This is a genomic window from Fusobacterium massiliense, assembly GCF_900095705.1.
Taxonomy (GTDB): Bacteria; Fusobacteriota; Fusobacteriia; order Fusobacteriales; family Fusobacteriaceae; genus Fusobacterium; species Fusobacterium massiliense.
On the sequence record NZ_LT608327.1, the window covers coordinates 569,475 to 590,540 of the forward strand.

The window sequence follows — 21,066 nt, forward strand, 5'->3', positions numbered from 1 at the left end:
CTCCTTATTTTTAAAATATCTCTTTTCTTGTTTCCTCTTGTAACATTCTATATTTACTATATAAATATCTAACATACTCATATTCAAATGGAGAACTTGTTCCATAATATTCAAACGGAACACTTTTTCTTTTATCTACGCCTTTAAGTGTAGTCATTCCTATACTATTAGTATTAAATAATTCCATACTTTTATAAAAATCTGTATATCTTGAAACTCCTGTATCAACAGCCATTCCAACTCCATCTCTTAAATAACTAGGTCCAAATAAAGGTAAGACTATATATGGACCTCTCCCTACTCCATAATGAGCTAGAGTTAGTCCAAAATCTTCATAAGGCTTAGGCATTCCCATTTTAGAAGCTACATCGAACATTCCACCTAATCCTAAAATAGTATTTATACTCAATCTCCCTAAAGCTTTCATAGATTTTCTACCTTTCATTTGTAAAGTAGAATTAACTAAAGTATTTAAAACTCTAGTATTTTTAAAGAAATTTGTTACTCTATCTTCAACAAAATCAGGTGTTATATATCTATATGTATTTATAACTGGACTAACCACAATTTTTTCTAATTGATGGTTTAAATAATACATTTTTCTATTAAATGGTTCCCACGGATCTGGTTCATTAGCTATAAAATTTTGTACTTCAAGAATATTAATATTCTCTGGTTTTATTGTTTCATTATAACTGTTCTCTTCAGTATTAATTTGATTATTACTACAAGCTATAAAAATTAATGAAAATAGGAATATTGAAGATAGTTTCTTAATTTTCATATTTAAACACCCCATTTTTTATATAATTTACCATAATATCAACATTTTCTTTATAAAACATATTTCCACAATGTCCACCCTTTGGATATATTATAATTCTATCTTTAAATGTATTTTTTAAATATGTAAAATCTTCTTCACTCAATATTAACTCATCTTTATTTGTTACAGCCACAATTTTATCTGAATTTCTTAAATATTCATCTATAATATTTAGATTTGCTTCTTTTTTTAAACCTTCGAGATTAAAATTTCCATCTCTTAATTTATTATAAAATGGATAGCCTATTTTTTTTACATAATCCTCAAAATTTGCAAAATTTATTTCACTATAATAAGGTTTTAAATTTGTAAATTTATTTATACTTTCTGGATTTTTAGTGTACACTCTACTTTTAGTAAATATATCAGATATAAAATTTAAATCTATAGAGCTCAATCTAAATGCAAGTCCTATAAATGCTTTTTTTTCATCTGTTGATAAAAAATCTCCTTTTACTATTTCATAAATAGCGTCAGAGTTTAATTTATTATTTTCTCCTTGCATTAATCCTTTAGCTTTTACTAAAGTACCTTCTATTAAGTTTTGTATTCCAAGAGATTTCTTATCAGTTAAATCATCTAAATATTTATCTAATTTTACTGCTGAACTATATAAATCAACAGCTGGATTTACTAAAAATACTCTTTTAAAATTAAAGACTTTTTCATTTTCATCAATAAAAGATACAATAGCAGAGTTTGTTGCACCTAAACTATAACCCATAATATAAAATTCTGAAACATCTATTTGATTTTTTATTTTATTATAAGCAGCTTTCATAGCATTATATATATCTTCTCCATCATTTAAAAGTAAACCAGGTGCAACATTTTTTGATGCAGATATTAAAAATTGAGCACTCATAGGTGAACTAATTGACAAAGTATGATAACCAGCTGTATAAAATATTTTTTCCATATTTTTTACTCTAACTGATTTATAATCAGAACCTGTTCCTGCTAAAATAAAAATTAAAGGTGCCTTTTTATTTTTTTGCTTTGTAAAAGAAAATTTAAAATCTTTTGCATACCAAAAAACATCTGGTATATCTTTTTCATCTTTTAGTTTAACATCATAATACTTTGTTGGAATTTTTTCTTTTATTCCCGGTGTCATAAGCGTTGAACTTCCTATTATTGTTGCCGAATAAGGATTATCTATTGGAAAATTATAAGCACTTATTCCAAATGACACTATAAAAAATAAACTTACCATTAAAATTACTTTCCTCAAATCTTCCTCCTTTAAAATAATGAAATTTGATTCGTTTCATTTAAAGTAGCAATTGCTCCAATAGCTTTTAATTTATCTGCTACTGTCTGTGACATCTTTGTTCTTCTCTTTAAATCTTCAACAGAAATAAATTCTCCGTCTTTTCTTTCATTTAAAATGTTATCTATAACTGCTCCTCCAAGACCATTTACTCCTATTAATGGTATTCTAATTTTACCATCTTCAATAGTAAATTTTTTACCTTCAGACTTATAAATATCCACTGGAAGTAGTTCTATTCCTCTTGCTTCCATTTCAATTATAATTTCACAGATTGCCTGTTCTGTTTTCTGTTTAACATCTAATTTTTTCTTTTCTTGAATAATTTTATCTAATTCTTCTAATTTATTTTTTGCTAGAACTCCCTTACTCATAATTTCCATATCAAAATCATCAGCTTTTCTTGATAAAAATGCAGCGTAAAAAGCTAGTGGTTGATGAACTTTAAAATATGCTATTCTCATAGCCATCATTACATAAGCAACTGCGTGACCTTTAGGAAACATATATTCTATTCTTCTGCAAGATTCTATATACCATTCTGGAACTCCTTTTTCTTTCATAAGTTCAGAATGTTTTTGCCAACTATCTGGTTCCTTTTTAGGTTTTCCTTTTCTAACAAATTCCATTATTTTAAATGCAGTTCCCTTTTCTATTCCTTGATCTATTAGATAGTTCATAATGTCATCTCTAACAGTTATTATTTGGGATAAGGTTGCTTGTCCATTTTTAACAAATTCTTGAGCATTATTTAGCCATACATTTGTTCCATGAGATAGCCCAGATATTCTCACAAGTTCTGCAAATGTTGTAGGTCTTGTTTCTATAAGCATCTGCCTAACAAAACCTGTACCAAATTCTGGTATACCATAAGTTCCTATTTCACTTCCTATTTGCTCTGGAGTTACACCTAATGACTCTGTTGATGAGAATATCTTTAAAGTATCTTTATCAGCAAGAGGTATATCTTTAATTTCAATATTTGTATATTCTTGAAGTAATTTTATTGTTGTTGGATCATCATGACCAAGTATATCAAGTTTTACTAATTGCTCATCCATAACATGATAATCATAATGAGTTGTTGTTGATTCACTTGTTTCATCGTTGGCAGGTCTTTGAACAGGACAAAATTCATAAATCGAATTTTCTTTAGGAACAATTACCATTCCTCCTGGGTGCTGACCCGTTGTCTTTTTAGCTCCTTGACATAATCTTCCCAATCTCATAATTTCTGCTTTAGCTTGGCTTATATTATGATCTTCAAAAAACTTTTTCACATATCCTTCAGCATTTTTTTCAGCCAAAGTTGAAATAGTTCCTGCTTTAAAGACATTTTCTTTACCAAATAGTTCCTCACAATATCTATGAATTTCAGATTGATATTCTCCTGAAAAATTTAAATCTATATCTGGAACTTTATCTCCATTAAATCCCATAAAAACTTCAAAAGGTATAGAATATCCATCTTTTCTAAGCTGTTGGTTACATTTTGGACAAATTTTATCAGGTAAATCTATTCCAACTCCTTCTCTTTCTATGAACTCAGAATGTTTACAGTCTGGATTATCACATATATAATGTGGATATAAAGCATTAACTTCTGTTATCCCCATCATAAATGCTACTAAAGAAGAACCAACTGATCCTCTTGAACCAACTAAATATCCATTATCCAATGATTTTTTTACTAATTTTTGTGCTGATAAATATAGAACTGAAAATCCATTTCCTATAATTGCATTTAGCTCTCTTTCAAGTCTGGCTTTAACTATCTCTGGTAAGTTTTCACCATATATCCTGTGAGCTTTCTCATAAGTCATAGTTCTTACTATTTCTTCTGCATTATCCATTTTTGGAGGATAAAATCCGCTTGGAATCGGCTGTACATCTTCTATCATTTCTGCAATTTTATTAGTATTTTCTATTACAATTTCTTTTGCTACTTCTTCACCTAGATAACTAAACTCTTTTAGCATTTCTTCTGTAGTCCTAAAATAAAAACCGTTATCTATTCTATATTGATTTTCTCTATAAACAGTTCCACTTCCATATAATAATATCGATCTAATAATATCTTCATATTCTTCAAGATAATGTACATTTGAACTTGCAGTAACCAAAACTTCATTTCTTTTAGCTACTTCGTAGAAATATTTATTCATTTCTTCAACTTCTTCATACGAACCTAAAGCTCCTGTATTATCTTTTTCTATAACTTCATTATATGTTGATTTAGGTAATAATTCTACATAATCATAAAATTTAATATTTTCTTCTATTTTTTTTAAATCATTTCTCAAATAAAGATCAACTAATTCTCCAGTATTCATAAAATGAGCTGATAAAGAAGTTCCTATTAATAAACCTTCCCTATTTTCTTTTAATACTGATTTAGGTATTCTAGCTTTTTTATTACCGAAGTATTTTATATGAGCTTCAGAAACTAGCTTATACATATTTTTTAATCCAGATTGATTTTTAACAAGAGTTATGATGTTTTTCAAACCTTGTTTCTTTCTATTTACTTCAAATCCATTATTTATATCTTTTAAATATTCAAATCCTTGTTCTTTATATTTTTCTAAAAATATAATAAACATATTAGCTGTTGCTTGAGAGTCATCGACAGCTCTATGATGATTTTCCAATGCTAGACCTAATGTTTTATTTAAATCTCCAAGACCATATTTTTTTAAATCTGGGAATAAATCTCTTGCCATCTGCAAAGTATCTATCACAGAACATTCATAGTCAAGAGCTAGATATTTTTTTATATCTCTTTTTATAAATCCAATATCAAAAGGAGCGTTATGAGCAACCAAAACAGCTTCTCCAATAAAGTCCACAAATTCTTTTATAACTACATCAATCTTTGGCATATTTGCTACTTGATCATCTGTTATAGAAGTTATATTTGTAATATGTTCAGGAATATGTCTTCCTGGATTAATCAATTGAGAGTATCTATCTAATATTCTACCAGCTTTTATTTTAACTGCTCCAATTTCAATAATTTCATGAGTGTGAGAGTTTAATCCCATTGTTTCTATATCAAAAACAACAAACTCTTCTTCATCTATTTTTTTATCTTTTGGATTTGTTATCATAGGAGCCAAATCATCTACCATATACATTTCACAACCAAAAATTATTTTCATTTTATCTTCTTCTGTTGAAAGTTTTTTAGCAGTTTTATATGCTCCCGGAAAAGAATGAACTACAGAATAATCAGTTATTGCAACGGCTTTATGCCCATATTCTTTGGCTCTTTTTATGATATCTTCTATATCAGTTACTCCAACCATTTCACTCATTTTTGAATGTGTATGTAACTCTACCATTTTTTCTTCAGAATTATCTTTTTTATTTTTCCCAGTTTTTTCTAAAATATTTATTGTATTTATCATTATTATTTTTTCATTTGGAACAGAGTAAGTATCTGTTGAAACTTTTCCACTTATTTTTACATTAACTTCATCATACAAATCGAATTTTTCATCAGCTTCACTAAAAAATTTAGCTGTAATAGAAGTTGTTCCATCTGTTAATCTTAAAGTTCTTAATATTTTTCCTGTTTTTGTAGTTAATTCATCAGTTGAAAAAATTTCTCCTTCCACAACGCAAGATTCTCCATCATACAATTGATAAAACTCTTTCATAGAGATAGAGTTTTCTTTAATTTCTTTTGTCTTAGATCCTCTTCTAAAATCAGATTTTGCTTTAAACACTTCTTTTGTTTCAACACTTTGATTAACTGGAAGATTTTTTGCTACTTCTTCTTGAAACTCTTTTTCATTTTTTTTGATATCTTCTTTTATTTTTTCTTTAAAATCAACAACTTCTTTTGATAAATCTCCTGTTTTAAATGATACTCTATAATTATTTAAACCATATTCATTTAAAAGAATTTCAATTTTCCCTGCAATTCCCATTTCCTCTAATATATTTTTATGACTAAAGTCATTTAATTCAACAATTATAAGCTTTTCTTTGATATGTAGTTTATAAAAACGCAAAAAGGCTTTAGAGGTTGAATTTTTTACTTTCAATCGTTCTATAGCCCTATTTATAATTTTTTTTATATCCTCTTCAGTTTCCAAGTTTAAATTTTTACTTTCCGTTACAAATTCAATATCTAATTCAGAACCAAATTTTGATAAAATATCATTATATATCAAATCTATATCATTTATACAATCTAACGAAGAAACAGAGCAATTAAAAATAATTTTTTTTGCTCTTTTATTTAAAATAATACTATTAATTTTAATACTATTTAATCCTAACCTAGAAAAAAACTCTATATTTGGTTCTATAAAAACTTGTTCACTCATAACCTTTTCCTTATTCTAATTTTAAAATTATTTTTCACCAAATAACCTATCTAAAATTATTGCAACAGCTGCTCTAACTGACAAATGATTGTATTTTGAATTTCCTCTAATCGGTTCAAGTATATAATCAGACATCTCCATAACTTCATCTGTCAATCCCCAACCTGTACCAAATAACAATAAGTATGGTTTGTCATCTTCATAAATTTTCTTTGATAAATTTTCATAACTAATGCTGTTATTAAAAATTCTAGCAGATGTTGTTATAACTAAAGGTTTTTCCCCTTCTACTCTTTCAATTTCAGCAATTACAGCTTCTATACTTTCCATTACATCTGTACTTCTAAAAGCTTTTTCTCTATCCTTATTGTATTGACCTCCTGTCCCATCTTGCCAATAACCTATTATTCTTTCTGTTAATTTTTTTTGTGCATCTACTGGCACAACTAATCTATATCCTTTTATTTCATATGTCCCACAAGATCTTGAAATATCATGTATATCAAAATTAGTTACTGATGTACATACTACATCTTTATTTCTATTGTATACTGGATAATGAACTAAACTCAAATAAACTTTATTTCTCATTATTTTGTCCTTCCAATTCTTTGATTATTTCATTTAGAATTTTTCTCTCAGAATTACTTAAATCTTTTTTTTCTAACAAATCTTTTCTTCTTATATAAGTTCTTTTTAAACTTTCTCTTATTCTCCACTCTTCTATTTTTTTATGATTTCCAGATATTAAAACATCAGGTACTTTTATTCCATTAAAATCTGCTGGACGAGTATAATGTGGATAATCTAACAAACCATTAAAAAACGAATCATTTTCATAGGACTCTTTTTTTATAACATTAGGTAATAATCTAATTATAGCATCTGCTATTATCATTGCTGGTAGTTCTCCTCCAGTTAAAACAAAATCTCCTATCGAAATTTCCATATCAACTTTGTGCTCTACAATTCTCTCGTCTATTCCTTCATAATGACCAGCAATAATGGTTATTTCTTTTTCTTCTGAAATTTCTTTAACAAGTTGTTGATTTAATTTTTGACCTTGAGGAGAAGTATAAATAACTTTTCCTTTAACATCTTCCAAAGCTCTGAAAATAGGTTCTGGTTTCATTACCATTCCGTTTCCACCACCAAAAGGTATATCATCAGCTTGTTTATGCTTATCATAACAATAGTTTCTTATATCCACTATATTAAATTCAACTACTTCAGATTTTATAGCTCTAGCAATTATACTTTCACTTATAAATCCTTCGAACATTTTAGGAAATAATGTCAAGATATTTATTTTCATTTTTTTACCTTAGGTTCCTTCATACCGTCTATAGTATCAACTAAAATTTTCTTATTGTCAAAATCAATTTTCTTTATAAAAACATCAACATCTGGAATCATTGTTTCAAATTCTTCACTTTCAACAATATAAATATCATGAGCTGCTGTTTCCATAATTTCAACTAAATCTCCAAGGCACTCATTTTCTTTCACATCATACACTTTAAAACCTATCATATCACTTACTAAATACTCATCTTCTGCTATTCCTAAAATATCTCTTCTAACTTTTATCTTAGCATTTCTTATTTCAGTAGCTGCTTGTTTATTGTTTATTTCTTCAAATGAAAATATCCATTTATTAGCTACAAATTTATCTATTTTTTTGACAGTAAATATTTTTTGTTCGTCTGTTTCCAATTCAAGAAGAACTTTATTTCCCACCAGCAAATCAACATTGATTAAATCTGATACTACTTTTACTTCTCCTTTTAAATGATGAGAGCCTAAAACTTTTCCTGCTACCAAAAGTTCCATATTATCTCCTAATCTAAAAATTCAACATTAACATTTAATTTATCTTTAACTCCTGCAGCTTGCATAACTCCTCTTATAGCATTAGCTGTCAATCCATTTTTCCCTATGATTTTTCCCATTTCACCTTTTTCAACCATTACTTTAAAAGTTACAGTTGAATCTAAAATTTCATAAGTTATATTTACTTTTTCTTTTGTTTCAACTAATTCTTTTACAATATAATTAATTAAATTTTCTAAATTTTCCACAATATCCTCCATTATAGAGTACCTCTCCAAGCACCCTCTTCAATTATCTTCAACTCAACCCATTTTTGACCCAAATCAATCAAAATATCTCTCATAAAATCTTTGAAGTCATCAGTAGAAATAACACTAATTATCCCCTTCACAGGATCCAGTGTTCTCACAACTCCGGCACCTTCATAGGCTTCTACTATTTTATTTATAAAATCTATATCTTCTCTTTTACTCTGAATTAAAAATTCATAACTTTTATTCACAAAAAATCATCTACCTTCAAAAACATTAATTATTTGTATAAAATCTTCTATCGACACATTTTCTGCTCTTTCATTTTCAGAAATATTTACTTTATTTAGATATTCTTTCACAATATCTTTAGAATACCCCATTGTTGCAAAATTATTAACTATATTTTTTCTTTTATTTGAAAATGCAGCTTTTATATATTTAAAAAATAAATCTTCATTAATTAATTTTTCATATCTTTTATCTTTATAAAACTTTATTGAAATAAAAGCCGAATCTACATTTGGAACAGGTGTAAAGTGTTCTTTAGAAATAGTGAATAGATACTCTGCTTCTCCTAAATATTCAATAGCTAAAGTTAATACACTTCTTTCTTTCCCTTTTGTTGCACAAATTCTTTCTCCTACTTCTTTCTGAACCATTATATAGGCTTCATCAATTAGTTCTCTATATTTAGCAATCTTATTAATAATAGGAGAAGTTATATAGTAAGGTATATTTGCAACCACCTTTGTTGATTCTTCAATATATTTTTCAAAATCAACCTCCAAAACATCTCCCATAACTAATTCAAAATTTTCTTTATTTGAAAACTCTTTTCTTAAGAAATTTTCTAAATCTCTATCTATTTCTATACAAGTAACCTTTTTGGCTTTTTCTAATAACAACTTTGTTAAAGCACCTTGACCTGGTCCTATTTCTAAAATTTTACTCTCAGAATTTATGTTAGAAACTTCAATTATTTTATTTAAAACTTCATTTCTATCATTCAAAAAATTTTGACCATACTTTTTCTTATGTTTATATTCCATTTTCTCTCCTATTCAGGAATAACTACAGCTATATATGGTAAATTTCTATACTTTTGATCATAGTCTAGTCCATACCCTATTATAAACTTATCTGGAACTTCAAACCCTATATAATCAACATCTACTTGAACTCTTCTTCTGTCAGGTTTACTTAATAATGTACAAGTTTTTATAGTCTTAACTCCTTTAACTTTCTTAAAATAATCTATAACATATTCTAAAGTTAATCCAGTATCGATAATATCTTCAACAATTAATACATTTTTTCCTCTTAAATCTAAATCAGTGTCTTTTAGTATTTTAACGTCTCCGCTACTTACAGTTTCACTTCCATAACTAGATACATTCATAAAATCAATAATAACAGGAGTTTCTATTTCTTTTACTAAGTCACTTAAAAAAATTACTGAGCCTTTTAAAAGACCAACACAAACTACTTCTTCACCTGCATAATCTTTTTCAATTTCTTTTGCTAATTCTTTTATTCTGCTTTCAACTTTTTGTCTATCGATCAAACTTTCTATTCTATATTTCACAATAGCCTCCTAATTTATTTAATTTTGTAAATTTTAACATTTTAAATTACTTTTAGCAAGTAATTAAATTAAAAAACTACTTAAAATATTTTTAATATTAAGTAGTTTTATTTCTCTATAGTAAAGTAAAAATTGAATAAAAAATAGTCTCTGACATTCGTATCAGTTTGGAGCCTATGTTTATTGGGCTCGTAAAACTCATACAGCTATCAAGAGACTTTTTTATGAGATATTATTTTTCTATATTTTCTGAATTTTCATTTTCTTTTGACTCTTCAACTTTTGGAATAGGTCTTCCAAACATCCATTCAATATGTCTTCTCATTCCAGTCATATCAAATTTCTTACCTTTTATTTCTATGATATTATCTTCCGGTAATGCAATATGACCATCTGCTAATGGTAAATCTTTATCTAGTGAAATCTGAAATTTTATAGGTTCTACTGTTTCATCATTAGCAAATTCTAAAGGCTTAAATTCGGTTTTCACAACTCTTATCAAATTTTCATTTTCTAGAATTTCTTTTATTTCATCTTCTGAAAATTCTCTTTTAGGTGGATAATCAGCATTAAATAATCTCTTTGTCTTTAAAAATTTTAATTTTTTATCAGCACATAATTCAAATACATCTATTGTATATTTTCCTCTTTCTGTCACCAAAAAACTTCCAGTATTTAAAATTTTTCTTCCATATCCATATTCATCAGGTAATACTCCAAAACTTCCTTTTGTTATTAATTCATCACTTGGCGAATTTACTCTTATTTCAAACATTGTTGGTCCTTCTAATTCTGCAAAAGAAAGAATCATAGCTATATTATCTACTGGAAAAGGAAAAACAGGTTGAACCAAATTATCAAATATACCTAATGCATCAATTCCATTCGGTACATTTTGGCTAATATCTGCTCTAAGAGCTGTTTCTACATTTCTAAGTTTCATTTTGGTCTCCTTTTTTATTTCATACAAAATTTAATTTTTTTATAATATATCATAATTTAAATTAAAAAACTATATTTTATTTTAAAATAAAATTTAAAATAAAAAATTATATTCTAACTATTTGTGATATAATAAATAAAATAAATAAAAAATCGAGAGGTAATTTTATGAAAAAAGCTGTACTTTTAGATGTAAGTGCAATAATGTACAGAGCATATTTTGCAAATATGAATTTTAGAACTAAAAATGAACCCACTGGGGCAGTCTACGGATTTATCAATACATTACTCACTATAATAAATGAATTTCAACCTGATTATATGGCTGCTGCCTTTGATGTTAAGAGATCTTCTTTAAAAAGAACTGAAATTTTTAAAGAATATAAATCTAATAGACAGTCAGCTCCTGAAGATTTGATTCTTCAAATTCCCAGAATCGAGGAAGTGTTAGATGCATATAATATTAAAAGATATAAAATTGATGGCTATGAAGCTGATGATGTGTTAGGGAGTTTAGCTAAAAAACTCGCTAAGGAAAATATAGAAGTTGTTATAGTTACTGGAGATAAAGATTTAGCTCAATTAGTGGAAAAAAATATTTCTATCGCCTTATTAGGAAAAGGTGAAAAAGGTGAAAAGTTTGGAATTTTGAAGAATTCTGAGGACGTTATAAATTATTTAGGTGTTATACCTGAAAAAATACCTGACCTTTTTGGACTTATAGGAGATAAAAGTGATGGAATTCCAGGTGTTACTAAAATTGGAGAAAAAAAAGCTCTTGCTATTTTTTCTAAATATGATAGCTTAGAAAAAATATATGATAATTTAGATGAATTAAAAAGTATTGCTGGAATAGGTGCTTCTCTTATAAATAATATTACTAATGAAAAAGACATAGCATTTTTAAGTAGAGAACTAGCTACCATATTTACAAATCTTGACTTAAATTTCGGTATAGATGATTTAAAATACTCTTTAAATAAAGATAAGTTATATAGACTTTGTAAAATTTTAGAGTTTAAAATGTTTATAAAAAAATTAGATTTAGAGATTTCAGACAACGAACAAACTTTATTCCCAAAAGAAAATATTTTAGAAAATAAGTTTGATGAAACTAAAAAAGAAATAACTTATATCAATAATAATGAAGTAAATTTAAAATTAGATAATAGAGAACTTCTAATAATTGACAATATAGAAAAATTAAATAACATAAAAGAATATTTTGAGAAATACACAAAAATAGCTTCTATTTATTATGAAAGCAATGGCGTTGCCATTTCTACAGAAGAGAAAGATTTTTATTTTCCTCTTTTCCATAGTGGTTTATTAAGTAGCAATCTAGATAAATTAGTTTTTTCTGATTTTATTAAAACTTTAACTTTAAAATTCATATCTTATAATTTTAAGTCTTTAATAAACTTAGGAATAGAATTTAAAAATATGTACCTTGATATGATGATTGCATATCATCTTATAAGTTCTCAAACAAAAATTGATCCTATTCTTCCTATTTCAGAATATTCAAATTTAGAGGTTAAAGATTATAAGACATTATTTGCTAAAGCTCTACCAGAATCTTTAACAAATGACGAATTTGCTCCTTATATTACTGATATAAGCAAAGGTATTTTGTTTATATACAACGAAATAAATACCTTATTGCATGAAAATGACTTGTATGATGTTTTAATGGAAACAGAAATGCCTCTTATACCAGTTTTAGCACTTATGGAGAGAAATGGAATAAAAATTGATTCTAATTACTTTAAAAACTATTCTTTAGAATTAGAAAAAGAAATAAATGAAGTTGAAACTAAAATTTATGAATTGGCTGGAGAGATATTTAATATAAATTCTCCAAAACAATTAGGAGAAATTTTATTTATTAAATTAAACTTACCTAGTGGAAAGAAGACTAAAACAGGATATTCAACAGATGTTATGGTCTTGGAAGATTTAGAAAGTTGGGGATACGAAATAGCTTCTTTACTTTTAAATTATAGAAGACTCAATAAACTTAAAACAACATACGTTGATACTCTTCCTTTATTAAAGGACGAAAATTCAAGAGTGCATACCACTTTAAATCAAACAGGGACTGTTACTGGTAGACTTTCTTCATCTGAACCAAATTTACAAAATATACCGGTAAAGACTGAAGAAGGAATTAAAATTAGAGAAGGATTTATAGCTGAAAAAGGAAAAGTTCTAATGAGTATAGACTATTCCCAAGTCGAACTAAGAGTATTAACTTCTTTGTGTGAAGATCCAAATCTTATAAAAGCTTATAAAGAAGACAAGGATTTGCATGACCTTACTGCTAGAGGAATTTTTAATCTTTCAGATGATGAAGATGTTTCAAGAGAGCAAAGAATAATAGCTAAAATTATAAATTTTAGTATCATATATGGAAAAACTCCTTTCGGACTCGCTAAAGAATTAAAAATTCCGGTAAAAGATGCATCTGAATATATAGATAGATATTTTAAACAATATCCTAAAGTTACAGTATTTGAAAGAGAAATCATTGAAGAGACAGAAGAAAAAGGTTATGTGACAACACTTTTTGGTAGAAAAAGATTTATTGCCGGGATCAACTCAAATAATAAAAACATAAAATCTCAGTCAGAAAGAATGGCTGTTAATACAGTTATTCAAGGTACAGCTGCTGAAATTATTAAAAAGGTAATGATTGAAGTTGCAAAAAATATAAAAGATAAAAACGATATATCTTTACTTTTGCAAGTTCATGATGAACTTATATTTGAGATTGATGAAAATAGTATTGAAAAATATTCGACGTTTTTATCTGATATAATGACTAATACAATAAAATTAAAAAATGTTGATTTAAAAATTAACATAAATGTAGGCTCAAATTGGGCTAAAGCAAAATAAAATTATAGAAAGGAGTGATGTTCCTGTGTCATATAGCTCAAATGTGAAACAGGAGATTACTAAAAAAAATCCTGTTACTAATTTAGAATGTTTGGCAGAATTATCAGCTATTTTTGAAATAAAGTCTTTTTATTTAAAAGATAAAATTGATATAAAAATGGAAAATTCTATTTTAGCAAAAAGAGTTTATTATCTTCTAAAAAAAGTTGTTGATTTAAAATTTGGAATAAAATACTCTGTTTCTAAGAGATTTTCAGAACATACAATATACACAATTTCTTTATATTTTCAAAAAGGTTTAAAAGAATTTTTAGAATCTTTAAAATTTAGCTTTTTAGATATAATTCAAAATGAAGAAATATTCAGAGGTTATATAAGAGGGTTTTTCTTAAGTTGTGGTTATATTAAAGATCCTAAGAAAGAATATTCTTTAGATTTCTTTTTGGATAATGAAGAATCAGCTGACAAATTATATGAACTTTTATTTTCTAAAAATAAAAAAGTTTTTAAAACAACTAAAAAAAGTAAAATTCTTGTTTATTTAAGAAATTCAGAAGATATTATGGATATTTTAGTCTTAATAGATGCTATTCAACATTTTTTTGAATACGAAGAAACAACTATAATAAAAAACTTAAAAAACAAAACAATTAGAGAAATGAATTGGGAAGTAGCAAATGAAACTAAAACTTTAAACACTGGTAATCATCAAATAAAAATGATAAACTTTATTGATGATAGAGTAGGTTTAAATAGTTTAAGCTCTGCTTTAGAAGAAGCAGCTAGACTAAGATTGAATAATCCAGAAAATTCTTTACAAGAATTAGCTGATATAATTAACATATCTAAATCTGGTATAAGAAATCGTTTTAGAAGAATAGAAGAAATTTATAATTCTCTTTTATCCGAAGAAAATAATACAATTATTTAAAAGTTAGGAGCATATTTAACAATGATAGTAATAAATGATATCTTATCAACAAATTTAAATTTTAAAGATACCTATGTTGCAATAGGAAACTTTGATGGAGTTCACTATGGACATAAAAAACTTATAAAAGAAACTGTTCATGCAGCTCATGAAAAAAACTGTCAAGCAGTAGTTTTTAGTTTTGAAAATCATCCATTAGAACTTTTGCAACCAGATAAAAAATTTAACTATATAAATACCACAGAAGAAAAATTATATCTTTTAGAAAGTTTAGGAGTAGATATTGTAATTACACAAAAATTAGATAAAAATTTCTTAGACTACACTCCATTGGAATTTGTTAGAATCCTTAAAAACAAATTAAAAGTAAAGGAAATTTTTGTTGGTTTTAATTTTTCTTTTGGAAAAGGTGGTGTTGGAAAAACTGAGGACCTTGAATACTTAGCTGAATTACATAATATAAAAGTTACAGAAATGCCACCTATTACTGTTAATAATGAGTTAGTTAGTTCTAGTATCATTAGAAAAAAAATACTTGAATCTGAATTTAATCAAGTTATCGCTTTTTTAGACCATCCTATGTTGGTAATAGGTGAAGTAATCCATGGAAAAAAAATAGCAAGAAAATTAGGTTTCCCAACTGCAAATATAAAAATGGATAACCGATTATATCCTCCTTCTGGAATTTATGGAGCATATTTACAGGTAGGAGATAAAAATTCTAAAATTGAATATGGTGTAGTTAATGTCGGTTTTAACCCTACATTAAAACAAGAAATGAGTTTAGAAGTACATATATTAGATTTTGATAAAGAAATATATGGAGAAAAATTATATATACAAATCGTTGAATTTATAAGAAAAGAAAAAAAATTCGATTCAATAGATGAGCTGAAAGAAAATATTCAAGATAATGTAAATTCTTGGAAAAAGCATAAAAGAGAGATGGAAAATGGAAGTAGTTTTAAAATTAAGTAATTTTGAAGGTCCTTTTGATTTGTTACTGAATTTGATTGAAAAAAAGAAAGTTAATATCTTTGATGTAAATATATCACAATTAATTGATGAATATCTTGAAGTTTTAGAACAATCTCAAAAAGAAAATGTTGAAATTAAGTCTGATTTTTTAATTATAGTTTCTGAATTATTAGAAATAAAAACTTTAAACTTGCTAAACATTGATGTTGACAAAGAAAAAGAAAACTCTCTTAAAAGAAGATTGGAAGAGCATAAATTATTTAAAGAAATTATTCCTAAAATATCCGATATTGAAAATGAATTTAACATATCCTATTCTAGGGGAGAAAGTAAAAGAACTATAAAAAAAATTGCTAAAGATTATGATTTAACAGAAATTACAAGTCAAGATATTTTCAATATTTATAGAGCTTACTTTAACGAAGTTGAGCTTAATGATATTATGGAGTTAAATTTAACAAAACAATACGATTTAAAAGATGTTATGGATGATATACTCATAAAGGTTTTTACAAACAATATATCTATGGATAATCTTTTTTTAGAAGCTGAGAACAAATTGCATTTAGTTTATATTTTCTTAGCAATCTTGGAACTTTATAAAGACGGTAAAATCAATATTATTGATGGAGAGATAATAAAATGTTAAAAAAATCAATACATACGATGATAATAACTATGATAAGTAGAGTATTAGGACTTTTTAGAGGAACTTTAGTTGCTTATTTCTTTGGCTCTTCTGTACTTACTGATGCTTATTATAGTGCATTTAAAATAAGTAATTTTTTTAGACAATTATTAGGAGAAGGAGCATTAGGAAATACCTTTATTCCTTTGTATCATAAGAAGAAAAAAGAAGAAGGAACTAAAAAAAGTGAAGAATATATATTTTCTATTTTAAATATAACTTTTATTTTTAGCTTTTTTATAAGTATTTTAATGATAATTTTTTCAAGCTATATCATTGATTTTATTGTAGTTGGTTTTTCTGACGATTTAAAAATTATAGCTTCAAGATTATTAAAAATAATGTCCTTTTATTTTTTATTTATATCACTTTCAGGTATGATAGGTTCTGTATTAAATACTTTTGGATATTTTGTTATACCTGCTTCAACGTCAATTTTTTTTAATTTATCAATAATTTTTTCTGCTATGTATCTTACAAAATATTTTAGTATAGATGCCCTTGCATATGGAGTATTAATTGGAGGAGTTTTACAATTTTTAGTAGTATTTTTCCCTTTTCTTAAGCTCTTAAAAAAATATTCTTTTAAAGTTAATATGAAAGATACCTATGTAAAATTATTAGGAATAAAATTAATCCCTATGCTTATAGGAGTTTTTGCAAGACAAATAAATACAATAATAGACCAATTTTTTGCTTCATTTTTAGTTGCTGGTTCTATTACAGCACTTGAAAATGCAAGTAGAGTTTATTTATTACCAGTTGGAGTTTTTGGTGTTACTATATCAAATGTATTGTTCCCAAGCATTTCAAAGGCTGCCGCTAATAATGACAAAGTTGATATTAATAGAAGATTGGTCGGAGCTATAAATTTTTTAAACTTTTTAACTATTCCAAGTTTACTAATATTGGTATTCTATTCAAAAGAAATCATTAGACTTATTTTTTCTTATGGAAAATTTGGGGAAGAAGCGGTTAAAATAACTTCAGAAGCTCTACTTTTTTATTCACTAGGACTTATTTTTTATGTTGGAGTACAATTAGTAAGCAAAGCATACTATGCTGTTGGTGATAATAAAAGACCTGCAAAATTTTCTATTTTATCAATTATTATGAATATAGCATTGAATTTTATCCTAATCAAAAATTTTAAACACTGTGGTTTAGCATTAGCTACTTCAATTTCATCCGGATTAAATTTTTTCTTGTTACTTTTCATTTATAATAAATTATATGTTAAATTAGATTTGAAAAATATAATTATTTCTTTTATTAAAATATCTATATCAGCATTAATAGCACTGTTTATTTCAACATATTTTAATAATATATTCTTAAAATTAATAATTTTTTCAATAATCTTTTTAGCTTTATGGATTTATCCTATGTACAAATATAGAGAGAAAGTTTTTTATAAAAATTAATTATCTTATTTTATTTTTTATGTTATAATCATAACGAAATATAAAACTTAGGGAGGAGTTTAATGGCACTAGATTTTCTATTTAAAGAAAAAGAAGAAAAATACTTGAAACAAATAGAAGAAAAAACTTCATTACTTGAAAAAAAAGAAAAGGAAATTAAAAACTTAAAAATAGATTTAAAAGAAGTTACTAATTTGTTTAGAGAGCTAGAAAAAGAAAATGACGAGTTAAAAGTTGAACTGGAAAAGGTAAAAAATACTTTCAGTCCAAAACAACTTGAAATTTTTGAAAGAAATCTTAAAAAAAACATGGAAGATGTAAAAAAATATAAAGATCTTCTTGCTGTTTATAAGATTAATCCAGACAAACAACCTACAAAATATAGAATCGAAGTAAAAAAACTCTTTTCTGAAAAAAAGTATGAGGATATTGTAAAAAAACTTAGCGAAAATAATATTTCTTTTGTTGATGAATTGTTTCCAATAGATTTTTATACACTTTTAAAAGATGAAAAAAATATTGATGAAGCCAAAAAAATACTTGATAACTATAAAGTTGGAAAATACAACTGGGATATAAACACTGCTTTAAATAAAGGGATAAAACTTTCAAAGATATTTTCTTCTAAAAAATTATTAACTGTTTTTTCTGAACTTAATTTAGAGTTTGCAGATGATATTAGCGATTTTGATTTCTCTATACTTAAAGAATATGGATTTAAAGACTCACAAATAAATGATTTCTTAAGTAAAAGAGAAGAATACTATACAAACTTTAGAATTGTTGAAGAGGTTAAATAAAATGAAAAATATTTTATTAGGAGTTACTGGAGGAATTGCTGCCTATAAATCAGCTGGTATAATTAGCCTTTTGAAGAAAAAGGGATATAATGTTAAGGTTATTATGACAAAAAATTCTACACAAATAATTACTCCCTTAACACTAGAAACACTATCAAAAAATAAAGTTTATGTGGATATGTGGGATACTAATTCACATTATGAAGTTGAACATATTTCTTTAGCTGATTGGGCAGATATTATACTTATAGCCCCAGCAACTTTTAATATCATTGGGAAAGTTGCTAATGGAATTGCAGATGATATGCTTTCTACTGTCTTATCTGCAGTATCTGTAAGAAAACCTGTATTTTTTGCATTAGCAATGAATGTTAATATGTATGAAAATCCAATTTTATTAGAAAATATTAAAAAATTAAAATCTTACGGTTATAAATTTATAGATGCAGATGAAGGTCTTTTAGCATGTGATTATGTTGGTAAAGGAAAAATGAAGAGTGAACTTGAAATTGTTGAAGAACTTGAAAAATTTTATATTTTAAGTAGAATAGCTTCTTCTCCAAAAATGCTAAAAGGAAAAAAAATATTAATAACTAGTGGTAGAACTAAAGAAAATATAGATCCTGTTAGATACCTATCTAATAATTCTAGTGGAAAAATGGGATATTCTTTATCTCAAGCTGCCATTGATTTCGGAGCTGAAGTTATTCTTATTAGTGGTCCTACAAATTTAAAAATTCCTAATGATCTAAAAGAATTTATTCAAGTTGAATCTGCTTTAGAAATGTACGAAGCTGTAAAAAGAAAATTTAAAGATATTGATATCTTTATTTCTTGTGCTGCTGTTGCAGATTACAGACCTAAAGAATATCAAAATAAAAAAATAAAAAAATCTGACTCTGATTTAGTTATAGAGCTAGTTAGAAATCCAGATATATTGTTTGAAATGGGTAAAATTAAAAGCAAGGAACAAATATTAATCGGTTTTGCTGCTGAAACTAATGATATAAAAGAAAATGCTTTAAAAAAATTAGAAAAGAAAAACCTTGATTTAATTGTAGCTAATGATGCAAGTACTATGAGTAGTGAAACTGCTGGTGTTGAAATTATAGGAAAGAATAATTTCTCTAAAAAATTAGAAAGCAAAAACAAATTAGAAATTGCCTATGAAATTATTAAAGAAATAACTGATTTTATTTATAAAGGAACAATTTAATGAATAGAATTTTAGAAATTTTTATATTATTTTTTAAAATAGGTGCATTTACTATAGGAGGTGGATATGCTATGCTATCTCTTATAGAGGATGAAATCGTTAATAAGAAATCTTGGCTAAGTCAAGAAGAATTTTTAGATGGTATGGCAATAGCACAATCTACCCCAGGTGTACTTGCTGTTAATATATCCGTTATAACTGGATATAAAATAGCCGGTTTTCCTGGTATGATAGTTGGAATGTTAGGTGCAGTCTTACCTTCTTTTTTTATAGTTTTATTTTTAAGCCAATTCTTATTAGCCTATGGAAAAACAAATATAGTTCAAGGAATGTTTAATGGAATAAAACCAGCTATTACTGCTTTAATTGTTATATCTGTATACAAAATAGGAAAATCTGCTAAAATAAATAGTAAAAATTTTATTTTCCCTATAATTGTAGCTGTACTAATAAGATTTTTTAATTTTTCTCCAATATATATTATTATTCTAACTATGATATTAGGTAATTTATATTTTAAAATTAAAGAAAAAGAAGCTGATAAAAAATGATATACTTAAAATTATTTTATATTTTCTTTAAAGTTGGACTTTTTAGTTTTGGTGGTGGTTATGCTATTCTTCCACTTATGCAACATGAAGTTGTAGATGTAAATAATTGGATTAGTTTTCATGATTTTATGGAGATAGTTGCAGTTTCTCAAATCACTCCTGGTCCAATTTCCATAAATTTAGCTACACATGTTGGCTATAGAATAGCTAATACTCTAGGTTCTACAATTGCTACGATAAGTGTTATATTACCTTCTCTAATTATAATTACTTTAATAGTTATTTTCTTAGAAAAATTTAGTGATTTGCCAGTAGTAAAAAGAATATTTAAGGCATTGAGAATTACAATCGTTGGATTAATCTTAGCTGCTGCTATTGCTCTTTTTGTAAAAGATAATTTTATTGATTACAAGTCATACATAATTTTTGTTGCTACTATAATTGGAGGACTTTTTTTTAATATTGGTAGTATAAGTCTTATAATTTTATCAGCTTTAGCTGGTATTCTTCTATATTATTAACTTTAT

Annotated in this window: 20 protein-coding genes; 9 read left to right on the forward strand and 11 right to left on the reverse strand. The window is 26.1% G+C overall.

Features of this window, described 5'->3' with window-relative positions:
* Positions 1-10 precede the first annotated feature (10 nt).
* The 11 genes from BQ2505_RS07055 to BQ2505_RS07105 all read right to left on the reverse strand — a co-directional run bounded on the left by BQ2505_RS07055 (position 11) and on the right by BQ2505_RS07105 (position 11,051).
* Positions 11-784 carry an MlaA family lipoprotein gene (locus tag BQ2505_RS07055; RefSeq protein ID WP_074017061.1) on the reverse strand — a complete coding sequence of 258 codons (774 nt, stop codon included), beginning with the start codon at positions 782-784 and terminating at the stop codon, positions 11-13.
* Positions 774-2,060, reverse strand: coding sequence for a serine/threonine protein kinase (locus BQ2505_RS07060; protein WP_074017062.1), 1,287 nt, complete (start codon positions 2,058-2,060; stop codon positions 774-776). The genes BQ2505_RS07055 and BQ2505_RS07060 overlap by 11 nt, the downstream gene beginning before the upstream one ends.
* Before the next feature lie 11 nt (positions 2,061-2,071).
* Complete coding sequence (locus tag BQ2505_RS07065) at positions 2,072-6,436, reverse strand: PolC-type DNA polymerase III (protein ID WP_074017063.1); 4,365 nt, start codon at positions 6,434-6,436, stop codon at positions 2,072-2,074.
* Positions 6,437-6,463: 27 nt separating this feature from the next.
* Positions 6,464-7,027: an RNA methyltransferase gene (locus tag BQ2505_RS07070; RefSeq protein WP_074017064.1), complete on the reverse strand. Its 564-nt coding sequence runs from the start codon at positions 7,025-7,027 to the stop codon at positions 6,464-6,466.
* The gene (trmD, locus tag BQ2505_RS07075; RefSeq protein ID WP_074017065.1) at positions 7,017-7,751 is read right to left on the reverse strand and encodes a tRNA (guanosine(37)-N1)-methyltransferase TrmD; all 735 of its coding nucleotides are present in this window, start codon (positions 7,749-7,751) and stop codon (positions 7,017-7,019) included. Before trmD ends, BQ2505_RS07070 begins: the two co-directional genes overlap by 11 nt.
* Entirely contained in the window at positions 7,748-8,269 is a 522-nt protein-coding gene (gene rimM / locus BQ2505_RS07080) for a ribosome maturation factor RimM (protein WP_074017066.1), read from the reverse strand. Before rimM ends, trmD begins: the two co-directional genes overlap by 4 nt.
* An 8-nt stretch (positions 8,270-8,277) precedes the next feature.
* Complete coding sequence (locus BQ2505_RS07085) at positions 8,278-8,517, reverse strand: KH domain-containing protein (protein WP_074017341.1); 240 nt, start codon at positions 8,515-8,517, stop codon at positions 8,278-8,280.
* Positions 8,518-8,528: 11 nt separating this feature from the next.
* The gene (locus tag BQ2505_RS07090; protein WP_074017067.1) at positions 8,529-8,771 is read right to left on the reverse strand and encodes a DUF4911 domain-containing protein; all 243 of its coding nucleotides are present in this window, start codon (positions 8,769-8,771) and stop codon (positions 8,529-8,531) included.
* Positions 8,772-8,777: 6 nt separating this feature from the next.
* On the reverse strand, positions 8,778-9,572 hold the full coding sequence (rsmA, locus tag BQ2505_RS07095) for a 16S rRNA (adenine(1518)-N(6)/adenine(1519)-N(6))-dimethyltransferase RsmA (protein ID WP_074017068.1): 795 nt from the start codon (positions 9,570-9,572) through the stop codon (positions 8,778-8,780).
* 8 nt (positions 9,573-9,580) lie between these two features.
* Positions 9,581-10,108: a hypoxanthine phosphoribosyltransferase gene (gene hpt / locus BQ2505_RS07100; RefSeq protein WP_074017069.1), complete on the reverse strand. Its 528-nt coding sequence runs from the start codon at positions 10,106-10,108 to the stop codon at positions 9,581-9,583.
* 232 nt (positions 10,109-10,340) lie between these two features.
* A complete protein-coding gene (locus tag BQ2505_RS07105; RefSeq protein ID WP_074017070.1) occupies positions 10,341-11,051 on the reverse strand; it encodes a hypothetical protein in 711 nt (236 codons plus the stop codon).
* Positions 11,052-11,218: 167 nt separating this feature from the next.
* Between BQ2505_RS07105 and polA the strand changes: the two genes are divergently transcribed.
* The 9 genes from polA (at position 11,219) to BQ2505_RS07150 (ending at position 21,060) form a co-directional block, all read left to right on the forward strand.
* Positions 11,219-13,951 carry a DNA polymerase I gene (gene polA, locus BQ2505_RS07110; protein WP_074017071.1) on the forward strand — a complete coding sequence of 911 codons (2,733 nt, stop codon included), beginning with the start codon at positions 11,219-11,221 and terminating at the stop codon, positions 13,949-13,951.
* Positions 13,952-13,976: 25 nt separating this feature from the next.
* Positions 13,977-14,882, forward strand: coding sequence for a DNA-binding protein WhiA (whiA, locus tag BQ2505_RS07115; protein WP_074017072.1), 906 nt, complete (start codon positions 13,977-13,979; stop codon positions 14,880-14,882).
* A 21-nt stretch (positions 14,883-14,903) separates the two neighbouring features.
* Positions 14,904-15,860 carry a bifunctional riboflavin kinase/FAD synthetase gene (locus tag BQ2505_RS07120; protein ID WP_074017073.1) on the forward strand — a complete coding sequence of 319 codons (957 nt, stop codon included), beginning with the start codon at positions 14,904-14,906 and terminating at the stop codon, positions 15,858-15,860.
* Positions 15,835-16,509 carry a segregation and condensation protein A gene (locus BQ2505_RS07125; protein ID WP_074017074.1) on the forward strand — a complete coding sequence of 225 codons (675 nt, stop codon included), beginning with the start codon at positions 15,835-15,837 and terminating at the stop codon, positions 16,507-16,509. The genes BQ2505_RS07120 and BQ2505_RS07125 overlap by 26 nt, the downstream gene beginning before the upstream one ends.
* On the forward strand, positions 16,503-17,972 hold the full coding sequence (gene murJ / locus BQ2505_RS07130) for a murein biosynthesis integral membrane protein MurJ (RefSeq protein WP_074017075.1): 1,470 nt from the start codon (positions 16,503-16,505) through the stop codon (positions 17,970-17,972). The genes BQ2505_RS07125 and murJ overlap by 7 nt, the downstream gene beginning before the upstream one ends.
* Positions 17,973-18,034: 62 nt before the next feature.
* Entirely contained in the window at positions 18,035-18,772 is a 738-nt protein-coding gene (locus tag BQ2505_RS07135; RefSeq protein ID WP_074017076.1) for a hypothetical protein, read from the forward strand.
* Position 18,773: 1 nt separating this feature from the next.
* A complete protein-coding gene (gene coaBC / locus BQ2505_RS07140) occupies positions 18,774-19,988 on the forward strand; it encodes a bifunctional phosphopantothenoylcysteine decarboxylase/phosphopantothenate--cysteine ligase CoaBC (protein WP_074017077.1) in 1,215 nt (404 codons plus the stop codon).
* On the forward strand, positions 19,988-20,539 hold the full coding sequence (locus tag BQ2505_RS07145) for a chromate transporter (RefSeq protein WP_074017078.1): 552 nt from the start codon (positions 19,988-19,990) through the stop codon (positions 20,537-20,539). Before coaBC ends, BQ2505_RS07145 begins: the two co-directional genes overlap by 1 nt.
* The gene (locus tag BQ2505_RS07150; protein ID WP_074017079.1) at positions 20,536-21,060 is read left to right on the forward strand and encodes a chromate transporter; all 525 of its coding nucleotides are present in this window, start codon (positions 20,536-20,538) and stop codon (positions 21,058-21,060) included. Before BQ2505_RS07145 ends, BQ2505_RS07150 begins: the two co-directional genes overlap by 4 nt.
* Positions 21,061-21,066 lie beyond the last annotated feature (6 nt).

Bases quoted from the DNA above. Each gene is read 5' to 3' on its own strand.
- BQ2505_RS07055 (WP_074017061.1), bottom strand. From the start codon at position 784: ATGAAAATTAAGAAACTATCTTCAATATTCCTATTTTCATTAATTTTT.
- BQ2505_RS07065 (WP_074017063.1), bottom strand. From the start codon at position 6,436: ATGAGTGAACAAGTTTTTATAGAACCAAATATAGAGTTTTTTTCTAGG.
- BQ2505_RS07070 (WP_074017064.1), bottom strand. From the start codon at position 7,027: ATGAGAAATAAAGTTTATTTGAGTTTAGTTCATTATCCAGTATACAAT.
- trmD (WP_074017065.1), bottom strand. From the start codon at position 7,751: ATGAAAATAAATATCTTGACATTATTTCCTAAAATGTTCGAAGGATTT.
- rimM (WP_074017066.1), bottom strand. From the start codon at position 8,269: ATGGAACTTTTGGTAGCAGGAAAAGTTTTAGGCTCTCATCATTTAAAA.
- rsmA (WP_074017068.1), bottom strand. From the start codon at position 9,572: ATGGAATATAAACATAAGAAAAAGTATGGTCAAAATTTTTTGAATGAT.
- BQ2505_RS07105 (WP_074017070.1), bottom strand. From the start codon at position 11,051: ATGAAACTTAGAAATGTAGAAACAGCTCTTAGAGCAGATATTAGCCAA.
- polA (WP_074017071.1), top strand. From the start codon at position 11,219: ATGAAAAAAGCTGTACTTTTAGATGTAAGTGCAATAATGTACAGAGCA.
- BQ2505_RS07120 (WP_074017073.1), top strand. From the start codon at position 14,904: ATGATAGTAATAAATGATATCTTATCAACAAATTTAAATTTTAAAGAT.
- BQ2505_RS07125 (WP_074017074.1), top strand. From the start codon at position 15,835: ATGGAAGTAGTTTTAAAATTAAGTAATTTTGAAGGTCCTTTTGATTTG.
- murJ (WP_074017075.1), top strand. From the start codon at position 16,503: ATGTTAAAAAAATCAATACATACGATGATAATAACTATGATAAGTAGA.
- BQ2505_RS07135 (WP_074017076.1), top strand. From the start codon at position 18,035: ATGGCACTAGATTTTCTATTTAAAGAAAAAGAAGAAAAATACTTGAAA.
- coaBC (WP_074017077.1), top strand. From the start codon at position 18,774: ATGAAAAATATTTTATTAGGAGTTACTGGAGGAATTGCTGCCTATAAA.
- BQ2505_RS07145 (WP_074017078.1), top strand. From the start codon at position 19,988: ATGAATAGAATTTTAGAAATTTTTATATTATTTTTTAAAATAGGTGCA.
- BQ2505_RS07150 (WP_074017079.1), top strand. From the start codon at position 20,536: ATGATATACTTAAAATTATTTTATATTTTCTTTAAAGTTGGACTTTTT.